The following is a 25239-nucleotide window of genomic DNA, read 5'->3' on the forward strand; positions in this document are numbered from 1 at the left end:
GTACGAGTTACAGCGGAAGCCAGCCGTGTCCGACGTACCAGTGGCCGCCGTCCCGCAGGTGATCCACGACGGCCCGCTCCAGGACAGTGCGGCGCGGCAGTCGGTCGAACGGCAGGTCGTCGGTGCCGAAGACGAAGCGGACCGGTGTCCGGTCCTCGGGCTCCGTCGGCAGGTGGCTGATCCGGAAGCGCTCCTGGAAACGGACGATGTTGGAGTCCCGCGGCAGGTACTGCTTCAGCTGGGGGTCGAGCAGCCACGAACCGCAGGTCACCACCGCATAGGGTTCCTCGGAACAGTGCCGGGCGAAGAAGTCCCGCGCCATGGCGAGCGAACGGTCGCAGGCCTTCGGGGTCAGCGGCCCGAGGAAGTCGGGAATGTGCAGCCCCAGTCCGAGGTCGCCAGGGCCCAGGGGAAGTCCCTCCGCCGCGATGGAACCACTGGTCCACGTACCGATCCGGCCCCGCTGGAACTGCAGTCGCCCCAGTTGGTACAGCTCGCCGTGGAAGTGCAGGGACAGCCACCGCGGACGCAGCATGCCGCCCGTGCCGTACCACCTGCGGTGCGCCGCGATGTTACGGCCGACGTCGGTCAGAGTGCGCCGCGCGATCTCCGGCGCAATGCCCCGCTCGCGGTGGTGGGCGCGCACGGCCGGCAACGCGGCGACCAGGACTTTGCCGAACGTCCGTTCCGAGCAGGTCGTCGGTGCCGAAGACGAAGCGGACCGGTGTCCGGTCCTCGGGCTCCGTCGGCAGGTGGCTGATCCGGAAGCGCTCCTGGAAACGGACGATGTTGGAGTCCCGCGGCAGGTACTGCTTCAGCTGGGGGTCGAGCAGCCACGAGCCGCAGGTCACCACCGCATAGGGTTCCTCGGAACAGTGCCGGGCGAAGAAGTCCCGCGCCATGGCGAGCGAACGGTCGCAGGCCTTCGGGGTCAGCGGCCCGAGGAAGTCGGGAATGTGCAGCCCCAGTCCGAGGTCGCCAGGGCCCAGGGGAAGTCCCTCCGCCGCGATGGAACCACTGGTCCACGTACCGATCCGGCCCCGCTGGAACTGCAGTCGCCCCAGTTGGTACAGCTCGCCGTGGAAGTGCAGGGACAGCCACCGCGGACGCAGCATGCCGCCCGTGCCGTACCACCTGCGGTGCGCCGCGATGTTACGGCCGACGTCGGTCAGAGTGCGCCGCGCGATCTCCGGCGCAATGCCCCGCTCGCGGTGGTGGGCGCGCACGGCCGGCAACGCGGCGACCAGGACTTTGCCGAACGTCCGTTCCGAAGAGTACGTTGCAAAAGAGGAGTGGTGATCCCGATGCGTACGGGCAGTGAGCCGACGACCGCGCGCAGTGCGCTGCGGCTGCGCTTCTGGCTGACCGCGTGGGGGATGGTCTGGGCCGTCTTCGGCACGATCGCCTTCGCGCTCGCCGGGCGCCCCGGCTGGGCGATCGCCTGCGGGGTGCTGTGGCTGGTGATCACCGTCGACATGACGCTGATCCTGCGGCACATCCGCCAGGGCCCGCACTACCAGCCGGGCCGAGACGTCCCGCCGTACCGCACGCCGCACCGCACGCCGGACAACCGTCGCCCGTGACCGGGGCGGTCACGCGTCGAAGCGCGCCGCCTGCAGGAACTCCGGTTTCGGATCCAGCGCGGCCGCCAGGCGGAAGTGGCGCCTGGCCTGGTCGTGCCGCCCCTGGCGCTCGTAGGTCCGAGCGAGCGCGAAGTGCGCGAACGCGTTGTCCGGCTCGCGCTCCAGGACGATGGTGAACTCGAGTTCGGCGGGCCGCAGTTGCGCGGCCGCGAAGAAGGCACGCGCGCGCAGCAGCCGTGCGGCGGTGTTCTCCGGGTGCGCGGCGACGACTGGGTCGAGCAGCTTCACCGCGCCCCGCGGGTCCCGTGCGGCGAGCAACTGCTCGGCGGCACGGAAGTCGATGACATGCGTCTCGGGAGTACGTCCGGTGGAACCGCTGATCTCGGGCACGGCAAAGTCCTTCCCTTACTGGACGGGTTCAACGCCCGGACCGGGGGCTGCTATTCCTGGGGCTCCTGTGACGGTGCCTGGGTCGCGCGGGCTCTGCGGACGAGACCGGCCCAGACGTCCCGTACGCGCCGCTGGAGTTCCTCCAGGGGTACGTCGTTGTCGATGACGACGTCCGCGATCTCCAGGCGTTTCTCGCGCGTCGCCTGGGCGGCCATGCGCGCGCGGGCGTCCGCCTCGGCCATGCCGCGCAGCCGGACGAGCCGATTGAGCTGGGTCTCGGGGCTCACGTCGACGACGACCACCACGTCGTACAGCGGCGCGAGGCCGTTCTCCGCGAGGAGCGGCACGTCGTGGACGACGACGGCGTCCTCGGCGGCGGCTGCTTCCAGCTCGCGGGAGCGGGCGCCGACCAAAGGATGCACGATCGCGTTCAGGCGGGCCAGCTGCTCCGGGTCGGCGAAGACGATCGAGCCCAGCTTGGGCCGGTCCAGGCTGCCGTCGGCGGCCAGAATCTCCTCGCCGAAGGCCTCGACGACCGCGGCGAGGCCGGGCGTCCCCGGTGCGACGACCTCGCGCGCGATGCGGTCAGCGTCGATCAGCACGGCTCCGCACTCGACGAGCAGCCGCGACACCTCGCTCTTGCCGGCGCCGATACCCCCGGTCAGGCCAACTTTCAGCATGACCGGCAGCTTAGGCCCTGCCGCCGACAACGCACCCCGCGGGCTCCGGCAGGGCTCAGCCGTCCCCCTCCCGTTCCGCCAGGAACCGCTCGAACTCGCGTCCGATCTCGTCCGCGGACGGGATCTCGACCGGCTCGGCGAGCATGTTGCCCCGGGTCTCGGCGCCCGCGGCGGCGTCGTACTGGTGCTCCAGGCCCTGGACGAGCGCGACGAGTTCCTCGTCGCCCTCCTGGATCTGCCGGTCGATCTCGGTCTGCGTGCGGTACGCGTCCGTGCGCAGGGCGTGGGCGATGCCGGGCAGGACCAGGCCGGTCGCCGCCGTGATGGCTTCCAGGACGGTCAGCGCCGCGTCCGGGTACGGCGAGCGGGCGATGTAGTGCGGCACGTGCGCGGCGACGCCCAGGACGTCGTGTCCGGCCTCCATGAGGCGGTACTCGACCAGCGCCTCCGCGCTGCCGGGCACCTGGGCCTCCTCGAAGGGGCTGCTGTGGCCGGGCACGAGATCGTTGCGGTTGCCGTGCGGGGTGAGGCCCACCGGGCGGGTGTGCGGGACGCCCATGGGGATGCCGTGGAAGTTCACCGACAGGCGGACGCCGAGTCGCTCCACGATCTGCTGGACGGCCGCGGCGAAGCGCTCCCACTCCACATCCGGCTCCGGGCCGGACAGCAGCAGGAAGGGCGCACCGGTGGCGTCCTGGACCAGCCGCACGTCGAGGGTGGGCTCCTCGTAGGCGGCCCAGCGGTCGCGCTTGAACGTCAGCAGCGGGCGGCGGGCCCGGTAGTCCACGAGCCGGTCGTGGTCGAAGCGCGCGACGACCTGGTGGGGCAGCGAGTCGAGGAGCCGGTCGACGATCTGGTCGCCGGTCTCGCCCGCGTCGATGTATCCGTCGAAGTGGTAGAGCATGACAAGGCCGGCCGACTCCTGGGCGAGCGCCATGTCGACGACGGCGAGGCCCTTCGGCTCCCATGCGTACAAACCCTGCGGATCAAGCACTGTGACCGCTCCTCCTCGTGTTCGTACTGCACAACGCGGTGCAGGGCGTGGGCATTCCCGCCCGACGCCCCTGAACAGGCACCCCTCACTGCCTTTTCATACGTCGCTCCCCTGAGTCACCGAATCACCGGATCACCGACGTCACCGCCTCGCCCGCGGAACGGTCTGGTACCCGCGGCGGTCAACTCCCGTCCAGCGCAAACGAACTGAGGGCCCGCATCCCAAAGGGATGCGGGCCCTCAGTCAAGAGCTACTGCTCAGTGGGCGTTCAGCTCTGCCCACCCGCCAGCTTCTCCCGCAGCGCGGCAAGCGCCTCGTCCGAGGCCAGCGCGCCGGAGTTGTCCGGGCCCTCGGAGGAGTACGAACCGCCACCACCACCGGCCGCAGCCGGAGCGGCGGCCTCGCCACCGCCCTCGGCAGCGGCCTTCTCGTCCGCCTCGCGGGACTTGATGACCTGCTGCTGGTGCTGCTCGAAGCGCTGCTGCGCCTCGGCGTACTGGCGCTCCCACTCCTCGCGCTGCTTCTCGTAGCCCTCGAGCCAGTCGTTGGTCTCGGGGTCGAAGCCCTCGGGGTAGATGTAGTTGCCCTGGTCGTCGTACGACGCGGCCATGCCGTACAGGGTCGGGTCGAACTCGACCGAGGCCGGGTCGGCACCGAAGGACTCGTTGGCCTGCTTCAGCGAGAGGCTGATGCGGCGGCGCTCGAGGTCGATGTCGATGACCTTGACGAAGATCTCGTCGTTGACCTGGACGACCTGCTCCGGGATCTCCACGTGGCGCTCGGCCAGCTCGGAGATGTGGACCAGACCCTCGATGCCCTCGTCCACGCGGACGAACGCACCGAACGGAACCAGCTTCGTGACCTTGCCGGGCACGACCTGGCCGATCTGGTGGGTGCGGGCGAACTGCTGCCACGGGTCTTCCTGGGTCGCCTTCAGCGACAGGGAGACGCGCTCGCGGTCCATGTCGACGTCGAGGACCTCGACGGTGACCTCCTGGCCGACCTCGACGACCTCGGAGGGGTGGTCGATGTGCTTCCAGGACAGCTCGGAGACGTGGACCAGACCGTCGACGCCACCCAGGTCCACGAAGGCACCGAAGTTGACGATCGAGGAGACCACACCGGAACGGACCTGACCCTTCTGCAGGGTCGTGAGGAACGTCTGGCGGACCTCGGACTGGGTCTGCTCCAGCCAGGCACGGCGGGACAGGACCACGTTGTTGCGGTTCTTGTCCAGCTCGATGATCTTGGCCTCGAGCTCCTTGCCCACGTAGGGCTGGAGGTCGCGGACGCGGCGCATCTCGACCAGGGAGGCCGGGAGGAAGCCACGGAGGCCGATGTCGAGGATGAGACCACCCTTGACGACCTCGATGACGGTACCGGTGACGATCCCGTCCTCTTCCTTGATCTTCTCGATGGTGCCCCAGGCGCGCTCGTACTGGGCACGCTTCTTCGAGAGGATCAGGCGGCCTTCCTTGTCCTCCTTCTGAAGAACAAGGGCTTCGATCTCGTCACCGACGGCGACGACCTCGTTCGGGTCGACGTCGTGCTTGATCGAGAGCTCGCGGCTCGGGATAACGCCTTCGGTCTTGTAACCGATGTCGAGCAGGACCTCGTCCCGGTCGACCTTCACGATGACGCCGTCGACGATGTCGCCGTCGTTGAAGTACTTGATCGTCTCGTCGATCGCGGCGAGGAAGGCTTCCTCGTTACCGATGTCGTTGACCGCTACCTGCGGGGTGGTGGCGGTGGTCTCGGTGCTGCTCGTCATGTGGGAAAGGGCTCCGGTACGGACATTGAAGTCGTAGGTACTGCTTTACGCCGGGAGCCCGTTTCGCTCTGAAGAAGCCGGACAGCCAAGGAAGCGCCCCAGAAAACCACTGGTGGCGCCTCGACAACCGAGGGGACATACAACAGATGCGAGCGCAGCCTGCTACGTCTGAGGTGCGCAGGCCCGCAGCGCAACTTGTAGCATACGGGGGCAGCCGGACAGGGTCAATGCGCGAAGCCGCACACCCGGGGCGGATCGCCCCATACCCGGCACAAGAACTGTCCCTGGAGGCCAAACGGCCACAGGACACCTCCCGCGTGGCACCACCGTGAGAGGTGGCGCCACAAAGGTGACGGAAGAGTACGACGAGGGAGCCGATCATCCAAGAGCCCGTATCGTCCGAACCGGCGCCGGAGCCGGAAGCCACCCGACGTGACGCCGGCGTCACGGAGAGCGCCCGGGCCAACCGGGGCTGGTGGGACCGCAACGCGGACGAGTACCAGGTCGAGCACGGCACGTTCCTCGGGGACGACCGTTTCGTGTGGGGCCCCGAGGGGCTCGACGAGGTAGAGGCCGAGCTGCTCGGCCCGCCGGAGGAGCTGAAGGGCAAAGCCGTCCTGGAGATCGGCGCCGGCGCGGCCCAGTGCGCGCGCTGGCTGGCCGCGCAGGGCGCCCGCCCGGTCGCCCTGGACCTCTCCCACCGCCAGCTCCAGCACGCGCTGCGCATCGGCGGATCGTTCCCCTTGGTGTGCGCCGACGCGGGCGCCCTGCCGTTCGCGGACGAAACCTTCGACCTGGCCTGCTCGGCGTACGGGGCGCTGCCCTTCGTGGCGGATCCGGTGCTGGTGCTGCGGGAGGTGCGGCGGGTGCTGCGGCCGGGCGGGCGTTTCGTCTTCTCGGTCACCCATCCCATCCGCTGGGCCTTCCCGGACGAGCCCGGGCCTCAGGGGCTGTCGGTGTCCGCCTCGTACTTCGACCGCACACCGTACGTCGAGCAGTACATCGAGAACGGGGAGGGTCGCGCGGTCTACGTCGAGCACCACCGGACCCTCGGCGACCGGGTGCGGGACATCGTCACGGCGGGCTTGCGCCTGGTGGACCTGGTCGAGCCGGAGTGGCCGGCCTGGAACACCGCCGAGTGGGGCGGCTGGTCGCCGCTGCGCGGGAATCTGATCCCGGGGACGGCGATCTTCGTGTGCGTACGGGACTGAGTGAGTGATCCGTTACGACGCCCTCGACGCCCTGCCCGTACACGGTGCTCTGCCCGGTCTGGACGACGCCCTGGAGGGGCACGGCACCGCGGTGCTCGTGGCGCCGCCTGGCACCGGCAAGACGACCCTGGTGCCGCTGGCGTTGGCGGGCCTGCTGGACAAAGGCCCCGTGCGGCGTGTGGTCGTCGCCGAGCCGCGGCGGATCGCGGCGCGGGCGGCGGCCCGGCGGATGGCGTGGCTGCTCGGCGAGAAGGTCGGCGACAGCGTCGGTTACACCGTGCGCGGGGAGCGGGTCGTCGGGCGGCACGCGCGCGTGGAGGTCGTCACGACCGGTGTGCTGTTGCAGCGGGTGCAGCGCGACCAGGAGCTGGCGGACGTGGACGTGGTGGTGCTCGACGAGTGCCACGAGCGGCATCTGGACGCGGACACCGTGGCGGCCTTCCTGTGGGACGTACGGCAGACGCTGCGGCCGGAGCTGCGGCTGGTGGCCGCGTCGGCGACGACCGACGCCGAGGGGTGGGCGCGGCTGCTGGGCGGGGCGCCGGTGGTCGAGGCGGCGGGTGTCTCGTATCCGGTGGAGGTGGTGTGGGCGCCGCCGACGCGTCCGGTACGGCCGCCGCACGGGATGCGCGTCGATCCCGCGCTGCTGACGCATGTGGCGTCGGTGGTGCGGCGGGCGCTGGCCGAGCGGGAGGGCGACGTGCTGTGCTTCCTGCCGGGCGTGGGCGAGATCGCGCGGGTCGCCGGGCAGCTCGGGGCTCTGGCGGACTTCGGGGACGTCGAGGTGCTTCAGGTGCACGGGCGGGCGCCGACGGCCGTGCAGGACGCGGTGCTGGCTCCTGGGAACGGGAAGCGGCGCCGGGTGGTGCTGGCGACGTCCGTGGCCGAGTCGTCGCTGACGGTTCCCGGGGTGCGGGTGGTCGTCGACTCGGGGCTGGCGCGGGAGCCGCGGGTGGATCACGCGCGCGGGCTGAGCGCGCTGACGACGGTACGGGCCTCGCAGGCGGCGGGGCGGCAGCGGGCGGGCCGTGCCGGGCGTGAGGCGCCGGGTGCGGTGTACCGGTGCTGGGCGGAGGCGGAGGACGCGCGTCTGCCGCGTTTCCCGGCGCCGGAGATCAAAGTGGCCGACCTGACAGCGTTCGCGCTGCAGACGGCGTGCTGGGGCGATCCGGAGGCCTCCGGGCTGGCGTTGCTGGATGCGCCGCCGGGTGGGGCGATGGGGGCGGCGCGCAGTGTTCTGTCGGCGATCGGGGCGGTGGACTCCGTCGGTCGCGCCACTGAGCGGGGTTTGCGGCTTGCCCGGTTGGGGTTGCACCCCCGGCTGGGGCGGGCTCTGCTCGACGCGTCGCCCTTGGTCGGCGTGGAGCGGGCCGCCGAGGTGGTCGCGTTGCTGAGTGAGGAGCCGCCTCGGGAGTACGGGGACGACCTGGCCGCTGCCTTGCGGGCTGCTCGGCGCGGGGGTGACGCCTATGGGGCGCGGTGGCGTGCGGAGGTTCGGCGGCTGCGGGCCCTATCAACAGACCTTTCTCACGCCCCCAAAGGAGATGGCGACAGCGCGGTTGGCGCCGGGGAGGACGCTGTCGTCGGGGTCGTCGCCGCTCTCGCGTTCCCGGAGCGGGTCGCCAGGGCCGACGGCGGTTCGTACCTCATGGTGTCCGGGACCCGCGCCGAGGCCGGTGACGGTACCGGCCTGCGCGGGGCTCCCTGGATCGCGGTCGCCGTGGCCGACCGTCCCCTCGGCAAGGGGCACGCGCGCGTGCGGCTCGGGGCGGTTGTCGACGAGGGGGTCGCTCGGCTCGCCGCGGGGGCGTTCGTCGAGGAGCGGGACGAGGTCCATTGGGCCGACGGGGATGTCGTCGCGCGGCGCGTCGAGCGGCTGGGGGCCGTGGAGCTGGCGGTGCGGCCACTCGCCGACGCGGACGCCGGTCTCGTACGGGAGGCGCTTGTCGAGGGGCTGCGGCGGGAGGGGCTCGGGCTGTTGAGGTGGTCCGCCGAGGCCGTCGTACTGAGGCAGCGGCTCGCCTTTTTGCACCTGCATATGGGGGATCCGTGGCCCGATGTCTCCGACGAAGCGCTCCACGCGCGCGTGGAGGAGTGGTTGGAGCCCGAGCTGGGCCGGGCACGGCGGCGGGCCGATCTCGGGCGGATCGACGCGGGGCAGTGTCTGAACCGGCTGCTGCCCTGGGCTTCCGGAGACGCCGCGCGGCTCGACGAGCTCGCCCCGGAGCGGATCACCGTACCGAGTGGGTCCAGAATCCGGATCGACTACGGGAATCCGGAGCAGCCCGTGCTCGCCGTGAAGGTGCAGGAGATGTTCGGACTGCAGGAGTCGCCCCGGGTCGCGGGGGTGCCATTGCTCGTGCATCTGCTCTCCCCCGCCGGCCGCCCGGCCGCCGTCACCGCCGACCTCGCCTCCTTCTGGAAGGACGGCTACAAGGGCGTACGCGCGGAACTGCGCGGCCGGTACCCGAAGCATCCGTGGCCCGAGGATCCGGCCGGTGCCGAACCGACGCGGCACACCAACGCCCGGCTCAGGCGCTGACCGGCTCCGGCTGGGTGGCCTCGGCGGGTGCCGGGTCGCCGGGGTGGCGGCTGCGGGCTTCCAGGTAGAGGGAGAGGGACAGCAGCAGGACGCCGAGGGCGAGGAAGCCCCACGGCAGGTAGGACGTCAGCAGCAGGACGAGGGTGCGGTTGGACTTGACCAGGTCCACGGTGTGCGCGATGTAGTCCTCGCGCATCTTCACGTGGCCGGCGAACGCCGTCACCTTCTCGCGACCGCCGAGCAGGGTGCCGCCGCGCAGTTCCTCCTTGTGGATCTCCTCGCCGTAGACCGGGGCGCCGGTCAGCGGTTCGATCCAGAACTTGCGGACGGTGGAGTACCACCGCGTCGTACCGGTCTTCGCGACCGACTCGGGGGTAATGCCCGCCACGGGCATGGTCTTGGGGAAGGGCACCTTGGTCCAGGGGATGGTCTGCTCGAAGTAGTAGACCTCGACCCCGCGGAAGTTCTGGGTGCCCTGGTAGTGGATGGGGGCGGTGATCCGGGCCTGCGCGTCGAAGTACTCGTAGTCGCGCTTCTCCGTCAGGAACGGCCACTTGAACTCGATGCCCTGCCGCTTGACCGGGTCGCCGTCGACCATCTCGCCCGTGGCGTGGACGGGTTCCTGGGTGTGGGCGTCGAAGATGTAGCGCTCGGGGATCTTGGAGACCATCTTGCCGTCGGGTCCCTGGACATAGGACAGGCCGTCCCAGACCACGACGTCCCGGCCCGCCGTCTTCTCGATCTTCTCGGAGGCCTCCACGTTGCCGCGGAGGGTCTGCACGATGCTGACCTTGGGGACCCTTTTGGCGCGCATCGTGCCGTAGTCGAGGAGGGTGGCGTCCTTCGCCTCCAGGACCATGTCCTGGTACTGGTGGGCCGGGATCTTGGCGAGGCGCGGGAAGGCGTACCAGCGCAGCAGCGGGGACAGCGCCGCGAAGAACACGGCGAGGGCGAGCAGGATCAGACTGGTCTTGCGGCGCATCTCGGCCTCCCTGCCGGGTGGTTACGGGTGTGCGGGCACCGTCGTCAGCAGTGGCTTCGGGGACGTCTCGCCCGAGGGGGTGCCGAGGGCGGTGAGCGTGAGGACCAGGGCGAGCGCGACGGCGAGACCGGTCGCGGCGGCGATCAGGGCGCGCATGCGGGCCTCCCGACGGACAGGAACTGATACCTCGTCAGGTCCGGCACCGTAGCAACGGGCGGGTGAGATGAGAACACGTAGCACACACAACGGCGGCGCCCCCTCGGTGAAGGGGCGCCGCCGCCGTCGTAGAAGGAGCACGAAGGACTGCGAAGGGACCGCTAAGGGACTGCGGAAGGGCCTATGCGCTGGGGCTGGCCGACGGGCTCGGCGACGACGTCTCGGCCGCTTCCACGGTCAGCGGGACCGTGAGCGTCGCCCCGCCCGCCGCCTCGATGCGGAGCAGGAACGTGCCGGTGGTGTCGTCCGCGTACAGCTTCGGCAGCTTCAACAGGCCGTTCGCGTCCGTCTCCAGGCCCTTCAGGGTACGGATCGGCTTGCCGTCCGCGTCCTTGAAGTAGGGGCCCTTGTCGTTCTCGGACGGGTCGAGCACGGACTTGATGAGCGTGGCGGTGACCGCGACCTTGTCCGCGGCCTCGCCCTGGTACGTCGCCTTCACCTCGACCTGCTCGGCGAACTCGCCGCCGGCCTTGCAGGTCAGCGCGGTGGCGCTGGTGCGGGTGAGGGCGCCGGCCACGCGTTCGGTGACGGTGGCCTCGTAGTCGAGGCCGCTGACCATGCGGCCGACGACGGTGGCGCGGACGGTGAAGTCGCCAGTCTTCTCGCCCGCCTTCAGCGCGGGCGCGACGGCCACGCCGGTGCTGTTGGTGACGACCGTGGCGACATTCTCGCCGCCGGCGAAGGTGGCGTCGGTGTCGCCGATGATCGTGAAGCGGATGCGGACCTTGGCGACGGCCGCGCCGGCCTTGGTCTCGGCACGGGTGCTGATCTTCTTGGTGAACGTGTCGCCCGCGATCGCGGTGAGCTTCGCGGTGCCGGCGTCCTCCAGGTGGTCCACTGTGTCGGTGGGGGTCTGGGGGGCGCCGGGGGACGTGGGCGGCGGCTTCGGCGTGCCGGGCGGAGACGACGTGGGCGGCTTCGGGCTCTGGGAGCCGCCACCGGGCTTGCCGGGCGTGCTGGGCTTGTTGTCCGGCGTGTCGGAGGCCGGGGGCGAGGGCTTGGTGTTCGCCCTGTTGCCGCCGTCGCTGCGGTTGCCGTCATCGGGCAGGGTGCCGGTGCCGTCCGGGATCTCGCGGATGCCCTTGCGGTAGTACTCCAGCCACGACAGGACCGTGTTCAGGTAGTCCTGCGAGTTGTTGTAGCTGAGGATCGCCCTGTTGAGGTCGGCCTGCGTGGACAGGTCCCAGCCGTAGCGGCAAAGGTAATGGCCGGCCGAAAACGCGGCGTCGTAGATGTTGTTGGGGTCCTCGGTGCCGTCGCCGTTGCCGTCGCGGCCCGCCCACGCCCAGGTGGACGGGATGAACTGCATGGGGCCGACGGCCTGGTCGTACGTGCTGTTGCCGTCGTACGCGCCGTCGTCGGTGTCCCTGATGAGCGCGAAACCGTTGCCGTCGAGCTGCGGACCGAGGATCGGGGAGGTGGTGGTGCCGGCCGCGTCGACGCGGCCGCCGCGGGCCTGGCCCGACTCGACCTTGCCGATGGCGGCCAGGAGTTGCCAGGGCAGGTTGCAGCCGGGCTTGGACGCCTGCAGTTCGGCCGCGGCCTTCTTGTAGGCGTCGAGGACGGTGGCGGGGATGCCCGCCTCGGCCTCGCCCGGGGATACGGGGTTACCGTCGGCGGTCGGCGAGGGGCTCGGGGTGTTCAGCGGCGGCAGGTCCGTGTAGTACGGCGAGTTGCCGGTGGCGCCGCCACCGTCGTCGGCGGTCGCGTCGGGTGCGGTCTCGGCGCCGGTGGTGGCCGGTCTGTTCTGGTCGTCGGCCGTCACCCCCGGAGCCTGGGAGGCGGACAGGGCCGCGACCGCGGCCGCGGCCACGGCGGTGGTCGCCGCTCCCTTGCGCAGCCGCCTACCGAATTGCGCCGCCATAAATGGAACCCCTCCCGTGGACGCCCGACCGCCCGTGTCTGTCTGTGTTCGACGTCTGTGCTCGACCTGTTGTGACGATCGAACCGCACTGGGGGTTGCCCCCCGTGCCGCGCTTCGGTGTGACCCAGGCGACCCTACGACAACTTCCTTTGCTCGGGCACCCGTTCGTGCCCGATTTTCACCGATTGGCCATGTCGGATCGGGGCCCGATCGCATCGCTCATACTGAACGGCATTGAAGAACCCGGTCGACCGCCGGCCCAACATCCGCCGCGAGGAGCTTCGTTGCCGTTCACCCTGAGCCATGCGGCGGCCGTCCTGCCCGCCGTACGCACCGACGGAACCGCCCGGGGATCGCTGGTGCCGGCCGCACTCGTGGCGGGTTCCTTTGCTCCCGACATGACCTACTACGCGGCGAGTGTCGTCTCCGGGGCGATGGAGTTCGGTGAGTTCACCCATTCCTTCCCGGGCGTGCTCACCGTCGACGTGCTGGTCGCCTGGGCGTTGGTGGGGTTGTGGCTGCTGGTCCGTGAGCCGCTGGTGGCGCTGCTGCCGCGAGCGTGGCAGGGCCGGGTGGCAACGCTGCTGCGCTGCGGGGCGCCACGCGCGCGCGTACGGCCCGTTTCGGTGGTGTGGTGGTACGTCTCCGCCGCACTCGGCGCGCTGACCCACGTCGTGTGGGACGCGTTCACGCACCTCGACCGGTGGGGGATGCGGCTGTTTCCCGTCCTGGGGCGGGAGGTGGCCGGCTCTCCCTTGTACTGGTACCTGCAGTACGGCGGTTCGGCGGTGGCCGCGGTGGTGATCGCCGTGTTCGTGGCACACGCGCTACGGCGGGCGCCCGCGGCCGAACCGGTGGGGGTTCCGGTGTTGTCCGTACGGGACCGGTGGTGGGCCGGGGCCGTGATCGGCGGCTGTGCGGTGGTCGCGGCGGCGCAACGCGCGACACGGTGGTGGGAGTACTGGGGTCCACCGCGAAGCCCTGGGAACTGATCCCGACGCTGTGCTTCGGTGCCGGCGCGGGACTCGTCCTGGGCGTGGTGCTGTACGCCGCGCGGGTCAGGGTCTGGCGTCCGGCCCCGGTCCCCGACGGTTCGGACGCGGACGAGGAGCGGCGGAGCCGTCCCGCTGCCCGCTGAGCGCCGCGCTCGCTCGGCGCAGGGCTGTCGCCAGGCCGGTGGGGATGCGGGCGGTGCTTGCGACGACTGCTCGACGCAGGGTTGTCGCCCAGTGGGCCGGAATGTGGGTGGTGCCGACCGCGGTGGCTCGGCGCAGGGCTGTCGCCAGGTCGGTGGGGATGCGGGCGGTGCTTGCGACGACTGTGAAGGCCGGTACCGGGCGGGGCCGGGTGGACGGGGCCGATGCGGTGTGCGCCTGCGCCTGCGTCCGTGCGCGGGCCGTCCGGCGGCGGAGCATGCGTATACCCATGCCCGCATCTTGACGGGCGGGGGCGGCGGGGGCGTTTTCGCGGGGGCCACGTGGGTGACGGGTCCCTCCGGGGGTGGGGCGGGGTTGTGCGGGGTGGGTGGGTGTGCGGTGGGGTGGGTGTCCGGTGGGGTGGGTGTCCGGTGGGGTGGGTGTCCGGTGGGGTTGCGGTCGGTTCGGCACCGCCGGAGTGCGCCGTGGGGGTGCTCGCCGTTGCGGCGGAGATTCTGCGCCGAGCGAGTTCTGAGCCGACAGGGACTGTCGTCGTGGCGATGGAGGGTCCGCTACTCAGCCGCACGCTGCCAACGAACCCTCCCGCCGAACCGCCGCAGGCTAATGCGCTGCCGACTCCCAGTCCGAGCCCGCGCCCACCGAGACGCCGAGGGGGACGCGGAGGTGGACCGCGTTCTCCATTTCGCGGCGGACCAGTTCCTCCGCGGTCGCGCGCTCGCCGGGGGCGATCTCCAGGACGATTTCGTCGTGGACCTGGAGGAGCATGCGGGACTTCAGGTCTGCCTCCCGCAGCGCCCGGTCCACGTTCAGCATCGCGATCTTGACGATGTCCGCGGCCGTGCCCTGGATGGGTGCGTTGAGGGCCATGCGCTCGGCCGCCTCACGGCGCTGACGGTTGTCGCTGTTGAGGTCGGGCAGGTAGCGGCGGCGTCCGAAGAGCGTCGCCGTGTAGCCCGTGGACCGCGCCTCGTCGACGGCCCGGCGCAGATAGTCCCGTACGCCGCCGAAGCGCTCGAAGTACGCGTCCATCAGGGCGCGGGCCTCCGCCGCCTCGATGTTCAGCTGCTGGGAGAGGCCGAAGGCCGACAGACCGTAGGCCAGGCCGTACGACATCGCCTTGATCTTGCGCCGCATCTCCGCGTCCACCCCGGCGGGCTCGACGGAGAACACCTGCGCGGCCGCGGTCGTGTGCAGGTCCTCGCCCGAGGTGAACGCCTCGATGAGGCCCGTGTCCTCGGACAGGTGGGCCATCACGCGCAGCTCGATCTGGCTGTAGTCCGCCGTCATCAGGGACTCGAAGCCGTCGCCGACCACGAAGCCGCGGCGGATCGCGCGGCCCTCGTCGGTGCGGACCGGGATGTTCTGGAGGTTCGGGTCGGTGGACGACAGGCGGCCGGTCGCGGCGACCGTCTGGTTGAACGTGGTGTGGATACGGCCGTCCGCCGCGACCGTCTTGATCAGGCCCTCGACGGTGACCCGCAGCTTCGCCTGCTCCCGGTGCCGGAGCATGATCACCGGCAGTTCGTTGTCCGTCTGGGTCGCCAGCCACGCGAGGGCGTCCGCGTCGGTCGTGTAACCGGTCTTGGTGCGCTTCGTCTTGGGCAGGGCCAGCTCACCGAAGAGGACCTCCTGGAGCTGCTTGGGCGAGCCCAGGTTGAACTCGTGCCCGGCCGCCGCGTGCGCCTCCTTCACCGCCTGCTGAACGGCGCCCGCGAACATCTGCTCCATGGCCTCCAGATGGGCCCGGTCGGCCGCGATGCCGTGCCGCTCCATCCGGGCCAGCAGGGCTGAGGTGGGCAGCTCCACGTCCCGCAGCAGGTCCGCCGCGCCGACCTCCTGGAGGCGGCCCTCGAAGGCCTCCCCCAGGTCGAGGACCGCGCGGGCCTGGATCATCAGGGCCTCGGCCTCGGCGCCCTCGTCCGTACCGAAGGCCAGCTGGCCGTCGGCCGCCGCGGCGGGGGCCAGCTCGCGGTGCAGGTATTCCAGGGACAGGGCGTCCAGGTCGAAGGAGCGGCGGCCCGGCTTGACCAGGTAGGCGGCCAGTGCCGTGTCCATGGAGACGCCGGCCACGCTCCAGCCGTGCTCGGCGAAGACGCGCATCGCGCCCTTGGCGTTGTGGAAGACCTTGGGGCGGCCCGCGTCCGCCAGCCAGGCCGCGAAGGCCTTCTCGTCCGCCTCGTCCAGCTGTGACGGGTCGAACCAGGCGGCCGCGCCATCGGGTGCGGCCAGAGCGACCTCGGCGACCGAGCCCGTGCCGAGCGCCCAGGTGTCGACCGTGGCCACGCCGAGGACCTGCGTGCCGTGCTCGGTGAGCCAGCCGGCCAGCTCGCCGGTGCCGAGCACCTGGCCGTCCATCTGGACGCCGTCCGTCGTGATCGGCGTCGCCTCGGCCTCCTCGGCACCCGGGTCGACGGCGAAGAGGCGCTCACGCAGGGACGGGTTGCGGATCTCCAGGGTGTCCAAGATCATCGCGACGGCCTTGCGGTCGTACGCGGCCCGCTCCAGATCGGCGACCGTCTTGGGCAGCTCCACCCGCCGCTCCAGCTCCGTGAGCCGACGGTTGAGCTTGACCGCCTCCAGATGGTCGCGGAGGTTCTGCCCGGCCTTGCCCTTGACCTCGTCGACGCGCTCGACCAGCTCCGCGAAGGACCCGAACTGGTTGATCCACTTCGCGGCCGTCTTCTCCCCGACGCCCGGGATGCCCGGCAGGTTGTCGGACGGGTCGCCGCGCAGGGCCGCGAAATCCGGGTACTGCGACGGCGTCAGCCCGTACTTCTCGAAGACCTTCTCCGGGGTGAACCGGGTCAGCTCGGAGACGCCCTTGGTCGGATACAGCACCGTCGTGTGCTCGCTGACCAACTGGAAGGAGTCGCGGTCGCCGGTGACGATCAGCACCTCGAACCCCTCGGCCTCGGCCTGCGTGGCGAGCGTGGCGATGACGTCGTCCGCCTCGAACCCGTCGATGGCGAAGCGGTGGGCCTGCATCGCGTCGAGCAACTCCCCGATCAGCTCGACCTGGCCCTTGAACTCGTCCGGGGTCTTGGAACGGTTCGCCTTGTACTCCGTGAACTCCTCGGAGCGCCAGGTCTTGCGGGAGACGTCGAAGGCCACCGCGAAGTGCGTGGGCGCCTCGTCGCGCAGGGTGTTGGCCAGCATCGACGCGAAGCCGTAGATCGCGTTCGTCGGCTGGCCCGTCGCGGTGGTGAAGTTCTCCGCGGGCAGCGCGAAGAACGCGCGGTAGGCCAGCGAGTGCCCGTCCATGAGCATCAGGCGGGGGCGGTCGGCGCCGGGGTTGGTGTCGGTCTGCTTCGATGCTGTCTCTGCCACGTCCCCGATCCTGCCACGAGCCACTGACAGTCGGACCCGCGCGTGCCTCCGGCGGACCGGCCACGGCTTCAGGCGGACCGGCCACGGCTTCAGGGGGTGCGGGCCGCCGGGCACAGCCGGCCTCCGTCGGCCTCCGCCGGCCTCCGCGCCGGACCCCGCCGTCGTGGCTGGTCGCCGCGGTGGCGGATCTTCCACTCTCAGCCGCAGCTCCTCCTCAGCCCGGTATGCGGTGCCCCGACCTCCGCACGCCCGCACGCCCGCACGCCCGCACGCTCCGCCTGTCGGTGGCGCGTGCGAGGATCGGAGACGTACTCACGTGCGCAGTGGAAGAGGAGTGTGCGATGGCCACCAAGCCGCCCAAGGCAGATCCAGTCCAGGACGCGCCGCAGGTCGCCGAGCCGAAGCACGCAGCGGCCGGCATCCCGGCCATCGGCCACAGCCTGCGCATGGCCCAGCAGCAGATGGGCGTCAAGCGCACCGCGCTGACCCTCCTGCGCGTCAATCAGAAGGACGGCTTCGACTGCCCGGGCTGCGCCTGGCCGGAGCCGGACCACCGGCACGCGGCGGAGTTCTGTGAGAACGGCGCGAAGGCGGTCGCCGAGGAAGCCACCCTGCGCCGGGTCACCCCGGAGTTCTTCGCCGCGCACTCCGTCGCCGACCTCGCCGGACGCAGCGGCTACTGGCTCGGCCAGCAGGGCCGGCTCACCCACCCCATGTACCTCCCCGAAGGCGGAGCGCGCTACGAGCCGGTGACCTGGGAGCGCGCCTTCGACATCGTCGCCGAGGAGATCAGCGCCCTGTCCTCCCCCGACGAGGCCGTCTTCTACACCTCCGGGCGCACCAGCAACGAGGCCGCCTTCCTCTACCAGCTCTTCGCACGCGAGCTCGGCACGAACAACCTGCCCGACTGCTCCAACATGTGCCACGAGTCCTCCGGGTCGGCCCTGTCCGAGACGATCGGCATCGGCAAGGGCAGCGTCCTGCTCGAAGACCTCTACAAGGCCGACCTGATCATCGTCGCCGGCCAGAACCCCGGCACCAACCACCCGCGCATGCTCTCCGCCCTGGAGAAGGCCAAGGCCAACGGCGCGAAGATCATCAGCGTCAACCCGCTGCCCGAGGCCGGCCTGGAGCGCTTCAAGAACCCGCAGACCCCCAAGGGCCTCACCGCCGGAGCCGCCCTGACCGACCTGTTCCTGCAGATCCGCATCGGCGGCGACCAGGCCCTCTTCCGCCTCCTCAACAAACTGATCCTCGAGACCGAGGGCGCCGTCGACGAGGAGTTCGTCCGCGAACACACCCACGGCTACGAGGAGTTCACGGAGACCGCCCGCGCCGCCGACTGGGACGAGACGCTCACCGCCACCGGCCTGACCCAGAAGGAGATCGAGGAAGCCCTGCGCATGGTCCTCGCCTCCAAGCGGACCATCGTCTGCTGGGCGATGGGCCTCACCCAGCACAAGCATGCCGTGCCGACCATCCGCGAGATCGTCAACTTCCTCCTCCTGCGCGGCAACATCGGCCGCCCCGGCGCCGGCGTGTGCCCGGTGCGCGGCCACTCGAACGTGCAGGGCGACCGCACGATGGGCATCTTCGAACGCCCCGCACCCGCCTTCCTGGACGCCCTGGAGAAGGAGTTCGGCTTCGCACCGCCACGCGAACACGGCTACGACGTCGTACGGGCCATCCGCGCCCTGCGTGACGGCGAGGCCAAGGTCTTCTTCGCCATGGGCGGCAACTTCGTCTCCGCCACCCCCGACACCGACGTCACCGAGGCGGCCATGCGCCGCGCCCGGCTGACCGTGCACGTATCGACCAAGCTCAACCGCTCGCACGCCGTCACCGGCGCGCGTGCCCTGATCCTGCCCACGCTGGGCCGCACCGAGCGCGACCTCCAGGGCGGCGGCGAACAGTTCGTCACCGTCGAGGACTCCATGGGCATGGTGCACGCCTCCCGCGGCCGCCTGGAACCCGCGAGCACGCACCTGCTGTCCGAACCGGCGATCGTTTGCCGCCTGGCCCGCCGGGTCCTCGGCGTAGACAGCAAAGTGCCGTGGGAGGAGTTCGAGAAGGACTACGCCACCATCCGCGACCGCATCGCACGCGTGATCCCCGGCTTCGAGGACTTCAACGCGCGCGTGGCGCACCCCGGCGGCTTCGTCCTGCCGCACGGCCCGCGCGACGAGCGCCGCTTCCCGACCGCCACCGGCAAGGCAAACTTCACCGCCGCGCCCGTCGAGTACCCCGAGCTGCCCGAGGGCCGGCTGCTGCTGCAGACGCTGCGCTCGCACGACCAGTACAACACCACGATCTACGGCCTGGACGACCGCTACCGCGGCATCAAGAACGGCCGCAGGGTCGTCCTGGTCAACCCCGAGGACGCCCGCGCGCTGGGCGTCGCGGACGGCTCCTACGTCGACCTGGTCAGCGAGTGGAAGGACGGGGTCGAGCGCCGGGCGCCCGGCTTCCGGGTCGTGCACTACCCGACCGCACGGAGCTGCGCGGCCGCCTACTACCCGGAGACCAACGTCCTCGTCCCTCTCGACGCCACCGCTGACACCAGCAATACCCCGGCCAGCAAGTCCGTCGTCGTACGTCTGGAACAATCGGCGACCGACTGAGCGTTTGCTCAGTCGAGCCAGCGATCACGACGAACGGAGTCGGGCCCCATGGGCGAGCAGCAGTACGTGACGTTCCCGCAAGAGGTCATCGACGAGTACGCCGCACTCGGCGTGGACCTGCCGGCGCTGTTCTCCGCGGGGCACCTCGGGACGCGGATGGGCGTACAGATAGTGGAGGCGTCGGCGGAGCGGGTCGTCGGCACGATGCCGGTCGAGGGGAACACACAGCCGTACGGACTGCTGCACGGAGGCGCGTCCGCCGTACTGGCCGAGACGCTGGGATCGGTGGGGTCGATGCTGCACGCCGGCAGCTCCAAGATCGCGGTGGGCGTCGATCTGAACTGCACCCATCATCGGGGGGTGCGGTCGGGCCTGGTGACTGGAGTGGCCACGCCCTTGCATCGAGGGCGGTCCACGGCTACGTACGAGATCGTGATCAGTGATGAGGCGGGGCGGCGGGTGTGCACCGCGCGGCTCACCTGCATGCTGCGGGATGTCCGACCGGGGGATGGGCAACATGTGGTGGTCGCCGGCTGATCGTGCGGGTTGACTGAGGCCGGGGGGGTGGGTCGCGCAGCCCGGCGCCGACGGGGTGCCGCCCTTCCTCGGGACGGGCGCCGCCCCAGGCGGCACGACTGCCCAGCCTGACGGGCGGGCGAGATCGGCGCCCACGGCCTCGACGGACACGCGGACACGCTGCCCACCGCCCCCGGCCGCCGAGGCACTCGGCCACGCAACCGGCCGTACCGCCTCAGCGGCACGATTCCCCGCGGGTTGACGGCATACTCTTCCCATGAGGCCGCCCCCATGACCGGCACCGGCCCCGTCGAACCCGTCAACTCATCGGAGACGGACGGCGGTTACGACATCATCGGCGTCGATCCCCCGCGGCTCACCGACCGCCTCACCCGCCGACCCAAAGGCCACCCGCACGGCCACCCGACCAGCCGTCCCACCGGACGCCTGACCGGCCGCCCGGCGGCCCTCCGGCCCGCCCTGCCACTCCGCGCCCGCAAAGCCGCCCGCGCGGCCGGCGTCGTCGCCACAGCGGCCGGGTTCCTGCTGCTCACACCCGCCGCGACAGCCGACCGCACCGCACCGCCCCCGCCACCCATCCCCTGGCCCGCCAACGTCACCGCCTGGCGCTACCTGGGACCCACCGAACCCCCCAACGCCCCCACGACAGGCACAAAAAGCGGCCGTTACCGATTCGCCGTCACCATCGCCGACGGCCCGCCCGTTACCCTCAGAGTCACCGGGACGGCCTTCCCCGGGCTCAACGCCCAGGCCACACCCGACCCCGACTTCACGGTGGACGCCGGGGCAACGCGCCACATCACAGTCGAGATATCCGTTTCCGACTGTTCGGAGCTGCCCCTCAATGCCGACCTCCCCTTCCTCGACGTAACGCTCCGTAACACGCGCGCAATACAACACCACAGTTTCATCTTCGGCGGCACCTTCTCCCAGGACCTTTCCGCGCTCCTCCACGACGCCTGCCACCCCACCACCGCATGACCTGCCCCACGGCCAACCGGAAGTGCAAGTTCTCAGAATGCGGACCGAGGGGAAAATCGGCCAAACCGGCCGAGAGTCCCCTCCGCCGATGCCTGCCCTCCATCACGTCATAACAAGAAAGTCACAAGGAAGCGCCCGACGATGCCCCTGCGCACAAACCGGGCTTAGAGTCACGGCCAGTCACCGCTCCATCGGGAGTTCGGTACCAGCGCGGCACCCGCCGCCCCCACAGGGATGGCAGTGACTGCGGAAAGGACTGATTGTGCGACGTTCCTTGGTGATACTTACCTCCGTCCTCGCGACCGGAGCTCTGACGCTCACCGCTTGCGGCTCCCGTGACGACAGCGGCGACAGTGGCGACAACGGAGACGGCAAAACCCTGACCATCGGCGTGGACGCCCCGCTCTCCGGCGAGAACTCCACCACCGGCCTCGGCATCCAGTACGGCGCCCAGATCGCCGTCGACGACGCCAACAAGAACAAGCTCGTCCCCGGCGTGACGTTCAAGCTCAAGGCCCTGGACGACAAGGCGCAGCCCGCCACCGGCCAGTCGAACGCCACGTCCATCACCGGCGACAAGACCGCCGTCGGCGCCGTCGGCCCGCTGAACTCCGGTGTCGCCCAGACCATGCAGCAGGTCTTCGCCTCGGCCAACATGGTCCAGATCTCCCCGGCGAACACCGCCCCCGAGCTGACCCAGGGCAAGAACTGGCAGACCGACAAGAAGCGGCCGTTCAAGACCTACTTCCGCACCGCCACCACCGACGAACTGCAGGGCAGCTTCGCCGCCCAGTACGCCTTCAACAAGCTCAAGAAGAAGAAGGCCTTCGTCGTCGACGACAAGCAGACCTACGGTGCCGGCCTCGCGAAGATCTTCAACGAGCAGTTCAAGAAGCTCGGCGGCCAGGTCGTCCAGACCGACCACGTCAACACCGGCACCAAGGACTTCGGCTCCCTCGTCACCAAGATCAAGAACTCCGGCGCCGACCTGCTCTACTACGGCGGCCAGTACGACGAGTCTTCGCTGATCACCAAGCAGCTCAAGGACGCCGGCGTCAAGATCCCGCTGTTCGGCGGCGACGGCATGTTCGCCTCCACCTACATCGAAGCCGCCGGCGCCTCCTCCGAAGGCGACCTCGTCACCGCGATCGGCGTCCCCGCGGACACCCTGCCCGCCGCCAAGACGTTCATCGAGACCTACAAGGCCAAGGGCTACAAGGGCGACTACGGCGCCTACGGCGCCTACGCCTACGACGCCACCACCGCCATCATCAAGGCCGTGAAGGCCGCCGCGGACGCCAACGGCGGCAAGGTGCCCACCGACATGAACGCCCTGCGCTCCACCGTCGTCGACGAGGTCCAGAAGTCCGACTTCGAAGGCCTCACCGGCAAGGTCTCCTTCGACCAGTACGGCGACACGACCAACAAGCAGCTGACGGTTTACCAGGTCGAAAAGGGCGCCTGGAAGGCTGTCGAGACCGGCACCGCCGATCTCGGCTGACCCAGGCCCCAAAAAGCCTCACCACGGGCCGCGCGGAAGGGGACCCCGACCGCGCGGCCCGTTTCCACATCCAGACCCTGCACGCGATCAGTGCACCCCAGACCCTGCACGCCACCAGTGCACACGACCACCAGCGACATGGAGGCCACGCGGTGAACACCCTGCCGCAGCAGCTGGCCAACGGGCTGCTCCTCGGCTCGATGTACGGGCTGATCGCCATCGGCTACACGATGGTGTACGGCATCGTCCAGCTCATCAACTTCGCGCACGGCGAGATCTTCATGACCGGGGCCTTCGGCGCCCTCACGGTCTACTTCTACATCCTCCCCGACGGCACCGCGATGGCGATCGCCGTCCCCCTGATGCTGATAGGCGGCGGCATCGTCGCCATCCTCATCGCCGTCGGAGCGGAACGGTTCGCCTACCGACCACTGCGCGGAGCACCACGGCTAGCACCGCTCATCACCGCGATCGGCCTCTCCCTGGCCCTCCAGGAAGTCGTCCGCAACTTCTACCCCGGCGCCGACCGCGCCCGCGCCTTCCCCGGCCTCGACAACACCCACGACATCGGCTCCATCACCATCAAGGACGCCGACATCTTCCTGGTCGTCGCCGCCATCGTGTGCATGTCCGCCCTCGCCTTCTTCGTCCGCAAGAGCCGCACCGGCCGCGCCATGCAGGCCACCGCGCAAGACCCGGACACCGCCCAGCTCATGGGCATCGACACCAACCGCATCATCGTCATCGCCTTCGCCATCGGCGGCTTCTTCGCCGCCGTAGCAGCAGTGGCATACGGCCTGAAGTACGGCAACGTCGACTACCGCATGGGCTTCCTCATGGGCCTCAAGGCCTTCACCGCCGCCGTCCTCGGCGGCATCGGCAACATCTACGGCGCCATGCTCGGCGGCCTCGTCCTCGGCGTCGCCGAAACCCTCGCCTCCGCCTACATCGACGGCGTCCCCGGCATGCAGCAGCTCGGCGGCCAGGCCTGGGCCGACGTCTGGGCCTTCGCCCTCCTCATCCTCGTCCTCCTCCTCAGACCACAAGGCCTGCTCGGCGAACGCGTCGCGGACAGGGCGTGATCACAATGACCGACATCACCACCAAGACCACCCCCACCACCCGCGGCCTCATCCCGCTACCGGTCGCCGCCGCCCGCGCACTCCTCCTCGCCGGCGGCATCGCCACCGCCGCCTCCGCGTTCCTCGCCTGGACCTGGACCTCCGAGTTCCCCGGCGACCTCACCGTCTACGGCTACCCCGGCGGCCTGCAGTGGCTCACCTTCACTGCCGGCCTCCTCACCACCCTCTTCACCCTCTCCCTCTACGGCGTCCGAGGCCTCGGCTGGCTCCTGCCCGCCCGCAACAACGCCCCCCTCGCCCTCGCGGCCCTGGGCGGCTTCGGTACCACCTGGTTCACCGTCATCGCCATCAGCACCAACCTCGGCGGCGTCGTCAACCTCGAACCAGGCGCCTGGATAGCCGCCATCGCCTCCCTGCTGCCCGTCCTCGGCGCCTTCGCCCTCCCCCAGGAAGGCGTCGGCGAAGACAGCACCAAGGAGAGCCTGAAGGCGTACATCACCAAACCCGACACCATCCCCACACCCCAGCCCCTCGCTCCCTGGCTGGAACGCGCCACCATCACCCTCGTGACGATCCTCGGCCTCGGCGTCTTCACCTACGGCATCGACACCGAATACGGCGAACTCTTCGTCGGCTACCTCATCGTGGTCGTCTTCTTCGCCTGGGCCCTGCACACCGCCGGCCTCATGGACCGGTTCTCGCGCCTCGTCGCCCACAACCGCAGCTTCACGCTCGCCATGGGCTTCGCCGCAGCGATCGCGTTCCCCTTCACCCAGACCGACGACCACTACGCCAACATCGGCGTCAACATCCTCATCTTCGGAACCGTCGCCCTCGGCCTCAACATCGTCGTCGGCCTCGCCGGACTCCTCGACCTCGGATACGTCGCCTTCCTCGGCGTCGGCGCCTACACCGCCGCCCTCGTCTCCGGCTCCGAGTTCTCCACCTTCTCCGGCGTCCAGTTCCCCTTCTGGGCCTCCGCCCTCACCGGCGCCGCCGCCAGCCTCGTCTTCGGCGTCCTCATCGGCGCCCCCACCCTGCGCCTGCGCGGCGACTACCTCGCCATCGTCACCCTCGGCTTCGGAGAAATCTTCCGCATCGCCGTCAACAACATGGACGGCGAATCCGGGCCCGACATCACCAACGGCCCCAACGGAATCCCCTCCATCCCCGACCTCAACTTCTTCGGATTCAACTTCGGCGAAGCACACGACATCGGCGGCTTCACCCTCGGCCGCTTCGCCAACTACTACCTCCTGATGGTCCTCGTCATGGCCATCGTCGTCCTCGTCTACACCCGCGCCGCCGACTCCCGCATCGGCCGCTCCTGGATCGCCATCCGCGAAGACGAAACCGCGGCCACCGCCATGGGCATCAACGGCTTCCGCGTCAAACTCGTCGCCTTCGCCCTCGGCGCCTCCCTCGCCGGCCTCGCCGGCACCGTCAGCGCCCACGTCACCTACAGCGTCGTCCCCACCCCCTACCAGTTCGCGGGCTCCACACCCCCCAACTCGGCCTTCCTCCTCGCCGCAGTCGTCCTCGGCGGCATGGGCACCGTGGCAGGCCCCATCCTCGGCGCCGCACTGCTCTACCTGCTGCCCGAAAAACTGGTGTTCCTCCAGGACAAGTCGCTGCTCGCCTTCGGCGTCGCGCTCATCCTGCTGATGCGCTTCCGCCCCGAAGGCATCATCGCCAACCGCCGCAACCAACTCGAATTCCACGAGACCGGCCAACTCGACGTACCACAACAAACGACGCTGACCGACGAACCGGCAACCGTCACCAAGGCGGGGGCGTGAA

Annotated in this window: 19 protein-coding genes and 2 pseudogenes; 10 read left to right on the forward strand and 11 right to left on the reverse strand. The window is 70.3% G+C overall.

Annotated elements, in window-relative coordinates; genetic code table 11:
- Positions 1–7 precede the first annotated feature (7 nt).
- Both CLM62_RS13445 and CLM62_RS13450 read right to left on the reverse strand, forming a co-directional pair.
- Positions 8–670, reverse strand: a pseudogene (locus CLM62_RS13445) (acyltransferase domain-containing protein); the annotation flags it as partial.
- Entirely contained in the window at positions 573–1247 is a 675-nt protein-coding gene (locus CLM62_RS13450) for an acyltransferase domain-containing protein (protein ID WP_179382090.1), read from the reverse strand. The pseudogene CLM62_RS13445 and the gene CLM62_RS13450, both read right to left, overlap by 98 nt.
- Positions 1248–1304: 57 nt before the next feature.
- Here CLM62_RS13450 and CLM62_RS13455 point away from each other — a divergent pair, with 57 nt between their 5' ends.
- Complete coding sequence (locus CLM62_RS13455) at positions 1305–1583, forward strand: DUF6343 family protein (RefSeq protein WP_179382083.1); 279 nt, start codon at positions 1305–1307, stop codon at positions 1581–1583.
- Positions 1584–1592: 9 nt separating this feature from the next.
- On the opposite strand, the gene CLM62_RS13460 is transcribed toward CLM62_RS13455, so the two are convergent.
- From CLM62_RS13460 to rpsA, 4 genes are all read right to left on the reverse strand, one after another.
- Positions 1593–1973, reverse strand: a complete 381-nt coding sequence (locus CLM62_RS13460; protein WP_095750091.1) for a tetratricopeptide repeat protein — start codon at positions 1971–1973, stop codon at positions 1593–1595.
- Positions 1974–2023: 50 nt separating this feature from the next.
- Positions 2024–2653 carry a dephospho-CoA kinase gene (gene coaE, locus CLM62_RS13465; protein ID WP_095750092.1) on the reverse strand — a complete coding sequence of 210 codons (630 nt, stop codon included), beginning with the start codon at positions 2651–2653 and terminating at the stop codon, positions 2024–2026.
- 55 nt (positions 2654–2708) lie between these two features.
- A complete protein-coding gene (locus CLM62_RS13470; protein ID WP_095750093.1) occupies positions 2709–3647 on the reverse strand; it encodes a PAC2 family protein in 939 nt (312 codons plus the stop codon).
- A gap of 268 nt (positions 3648–3915) precedes the next feature.
- Entirely contained in the window at positions 3916–5418 is a 1503-nt protein-coding gene (gene rpsA / locus CLM62_RS13475) for a 30S ribosomal protein S1 (RefSeq protein WP_095750094.1), read from the reverse strand.
- A 377-nt stretch (positions 5419–5795) separates the two neighbouring features.
- Between rpsA and CLM62_RS13480 the strand changes: the two genes are divergently transcribed.
- Positions 5796–6629, forward strand: coding sequence for a class I SAM-dependent methyltransferase (locus CLM62_RS13480; protein ID WP_257003836.1), 834 nt, complete (start codon positions 5796–5798; stop codon positions 6627–6629).
- A 4-nt stretch (positions 6630–6633) separates the two neighbouring features.
- Positions 6634–9171, forward strand: coding sequence for an ATP-dependent helicase HrpB (hrpB, locus tag CLM62_RS13485; protein ID WP_095750096.1), 2538 nt, complete (start codon positions 6634–6636; stop codon positions 9169–9171).
- Here the strand turns inward: hrpB and CLM62_RS13490 are convergent.
- From CLM62_RS13490 to CLM62_RS13495, 3 genes are all read right to left on the reverse strand, one after another.
- Complete coding sequence (locus CLM62_RS13490; protein ID WP_095750097.1) at positions 9161–10153, reverse strand: DUF3068 domain-containing protein; 993 nt, start codon at positions 10151–10153, stop codon at positions 9161–9163. The two genes, hrpB and CLM62_RS13490, sit on opposite strands and share 11 nt — an antisense overlap.
- Before the next feature lie 21 nt (positions 10154–10174).
- Positions 10175–10309 (reverse strand): SPW_0924 family protein, encoded by a 135-nt coding sequence (locus CLM62_RS48695; RefSeq protein ID WP_107483783.1) that lies wholly within the window; start codon positions 10307–10309, stop codon positions 10175–10177.
- A 181-nt stretch (positions 10310–10490) separates the two neighbouring features.
- Positions 10491–12233 carry a lytic transglycosylase domain-containing protein gene (locus CLM62_RS13495; protein WP_095750098.1) on the reverse strand — a complete coding sequence of 581 codons (1743 nt, stop codon included), beginning with the start codon at positions 12231–12233 and terminating at the stop codon, positions 10491–10493.
- 284 nt (positions 12234–12517) lie between these two features.
- Between CLM62_RS13495 and CLM62_RS13500 the strand changes: the two are divergent.
- Positions 12518–13371, forward strand: a pseudogene (locus CLM62_RS13500) (DUF4184 family protein).
- On the opposite strand, the gene CLM62_RS50020 reads toward CLM62_RS13500, so the two are convergent.
- Both CLM62_RS50020 and polA read right to left on the reverse strand, forming a co-directional pair.
- A complete protein-coding gene (locus tag CLM62_RS50020; RefSeq protein WP_179382081.1) occupies positions 13292–13660 on the reverse strand; it encodes a hypothetical protein in 369 nt (122 codons plus the stop codon). The pseudogene CLM62_RS13500 and the gene CLM62_RS50020 sit on opposite strands and share 80 nt — an antisense overlap.
- A gap of 330 nt (positions 13661–13990) precedes the next feature.
- Complete coding sequence (gene polA, locus CLM62_RS13505) at positions 13991–16717, reverse strand: DNA polymerase I (RefSeq protein WP_095750099.1); 2727 nt, start codon at positions 16715–16717, stop codon at positions 13991–13993.
- A gap of 341 nt (positions 16718–17058) precedes the next feature.
- On the opposite strand from polA, the gene CLM62_RS13510 reads away from it, so the two are divergent.
- The 6 genes from CLM62_RS13510 (at position 17059) to CLM62_RS13535 (ending at position 25238) form a co-directional block, all read left to right on the forward strand.
- Positions 17059–19338 (forward strand): FdhF/YdeP family oxidoreductase, encoded by a 2280-nt coding sequence (locus tag CLM62_RS13510; protein ID WP_095750100.1) that lies wholly within the window; start codon positions 17059–17061, stop codon positions 19336–19338.
- 48 nt (positions 19339–19386) lie between these two features.
- On the forward strand, positions 19387–19875 hold the full coding sequence (locus CLM62_RS13515) for a hotdog fold thioesterase (RefSeq protein WP_095750101.1): 489 nt from the start codon (positions 19387–19389) through the stop codon (positions 19873–19875).
- A gap of 270 nt (positions 19876–20145) precedes the next feature.
- Positions 20146–20856, forward strand: a complete 711-nt coding sequence (locus CLM62_RS13520) for a hypothetical protein (RefSeq protein WP_095750102.1) — start codon at positions 20146–20148, stop codon at positions 20854–20856.
- 274 nt (positions 20857–21130) lie between these two features.
- Positions 21131–22357, forward strand: coding sequence for a branched-chain amino acid ABC transporter substrate-binding protein (locus CLM62_RS13525; protein WP_095750103.1), 1227 nt, complete (start codon positions 21131–21133; stop codon positions 22355–22357).
- Positions 22358–22509: 152 nt separating this feature from the next.
- On the forward strand, positions 22510–23439 hold the full coding sequence (locus CLM62_RS13530; RefSeq protein WP_095750104.1) for a branched-chain amino acid ABC transporter permease: 930 nt from the start codon (positions 22510–22512) through the stop codon (positions 23437–23439).
- 5 nt (positions 23440–23444) lie between these two features.
- Positions 23445–25238, forward strand: coding sequence for a branched-chain amino acid ABC transporter permease (locus CLM62_RS13535; RefSeq protein WP_095750105.1), 1794 nt, complete (start codon positions 23445–23447; stop codon positions 25236–25238).
- Position 25239: the final 1 nt, after the last annotated feature.

This window comes from Streptomyces sp. SA15 (assembly GCF_002291145.1).
In the GTDB taxonomy this organism is placed as follows: Bacteria; Actinomycetota; Actinomycetes; order Streptomycetales; family Streptomycetaceae; genus Streptomyces.

What these genes read in the sequence shown, in the direction of transcription:
- CLM62_RS13455 (WP_179382083.1), top strand. Translation starts at nt 1,305, where the DNA reads ATGCGTACGGGCAGTGAGCCGACGACCGCGCGCAGTGCGCTGCGGCTG.
- CLM62_RS13495 (WP_095750098.1), bottom strand. Translation starts at nt 12,233, where the DNA reads ATGGCGGCGCAATTCGGTAGGCGGCTGCGCAAGGGAGCGGCGACCACC.
- CLM62_RS48695 (WP_107483783.1), bottom strand. Translation starts at nt 10,309, where the DNA reads ATGCGCGCCCTGATCGCCGCCGCGACCGGTCTCGCCGTCGCGCTCGCC.
- coaE (WP_095750092.1), bottom strand. Translation starts at nt 2,653, where the DNA reads ATGCTGAAAGTTGGCCTGACCGGGGGTATCGGCGCCGGCAAGAGCGAG.
- rpsA (WP_095750094.1), bottom strand. Translation starts at nt 5,418, where the DNA reads ATGACGAGCAGCACCGAGACCACCGCCACCACCCCGCAGGTAGCGGTC.
- CLM62_RS50020 (WP_179382081.1), bottom strand. Translation starts at nt 13,660, where the DNA reads ATGGGTATACGCATGCTCCGCCGCCGGACGGCCCGCGCACGGACGCAG.
- CLM62_RS13490 (WP_095750097.1), bottom strand. Translation starts at nt 10,153, where the DNA reads ATGCGCCGCAAGACCAGTCTGATCCTGCTCGCCCTCGCCGTGTTCTTC.
- CLM62_RS13520 (WP_095750102.1), top strand. Translation starts at nt 20,146, where the DNA reads ATGACCGGCACCGGCCCCGTCGAACCCGTCAACTCATCGGAGACGGAC.
- CLM62_RS13515 (WP_095750101.1), top strand. Translation starts at nt 19,387, where the DNA reads ATGGGCGAGCAGCAGTACGTGACGTTCCCGCAAGAGGTCATCGACGAG.
- CLM62_RS13510 (WP_095750100.1), top strand. Translation starts at nt 17,059, where the DNA reads ATGGCCACCAAGCCGCCCAAGGCAGATCCAGTCCAGGACGCGCCGCAG.
- CLM62_RS13535 (WP_095750105.1), top strand. Translation starts at nt 23,445, where the DNA reads ATGACCGACATCACCACCAAGACCACCCCCACCACCCGCGGCCTCATC.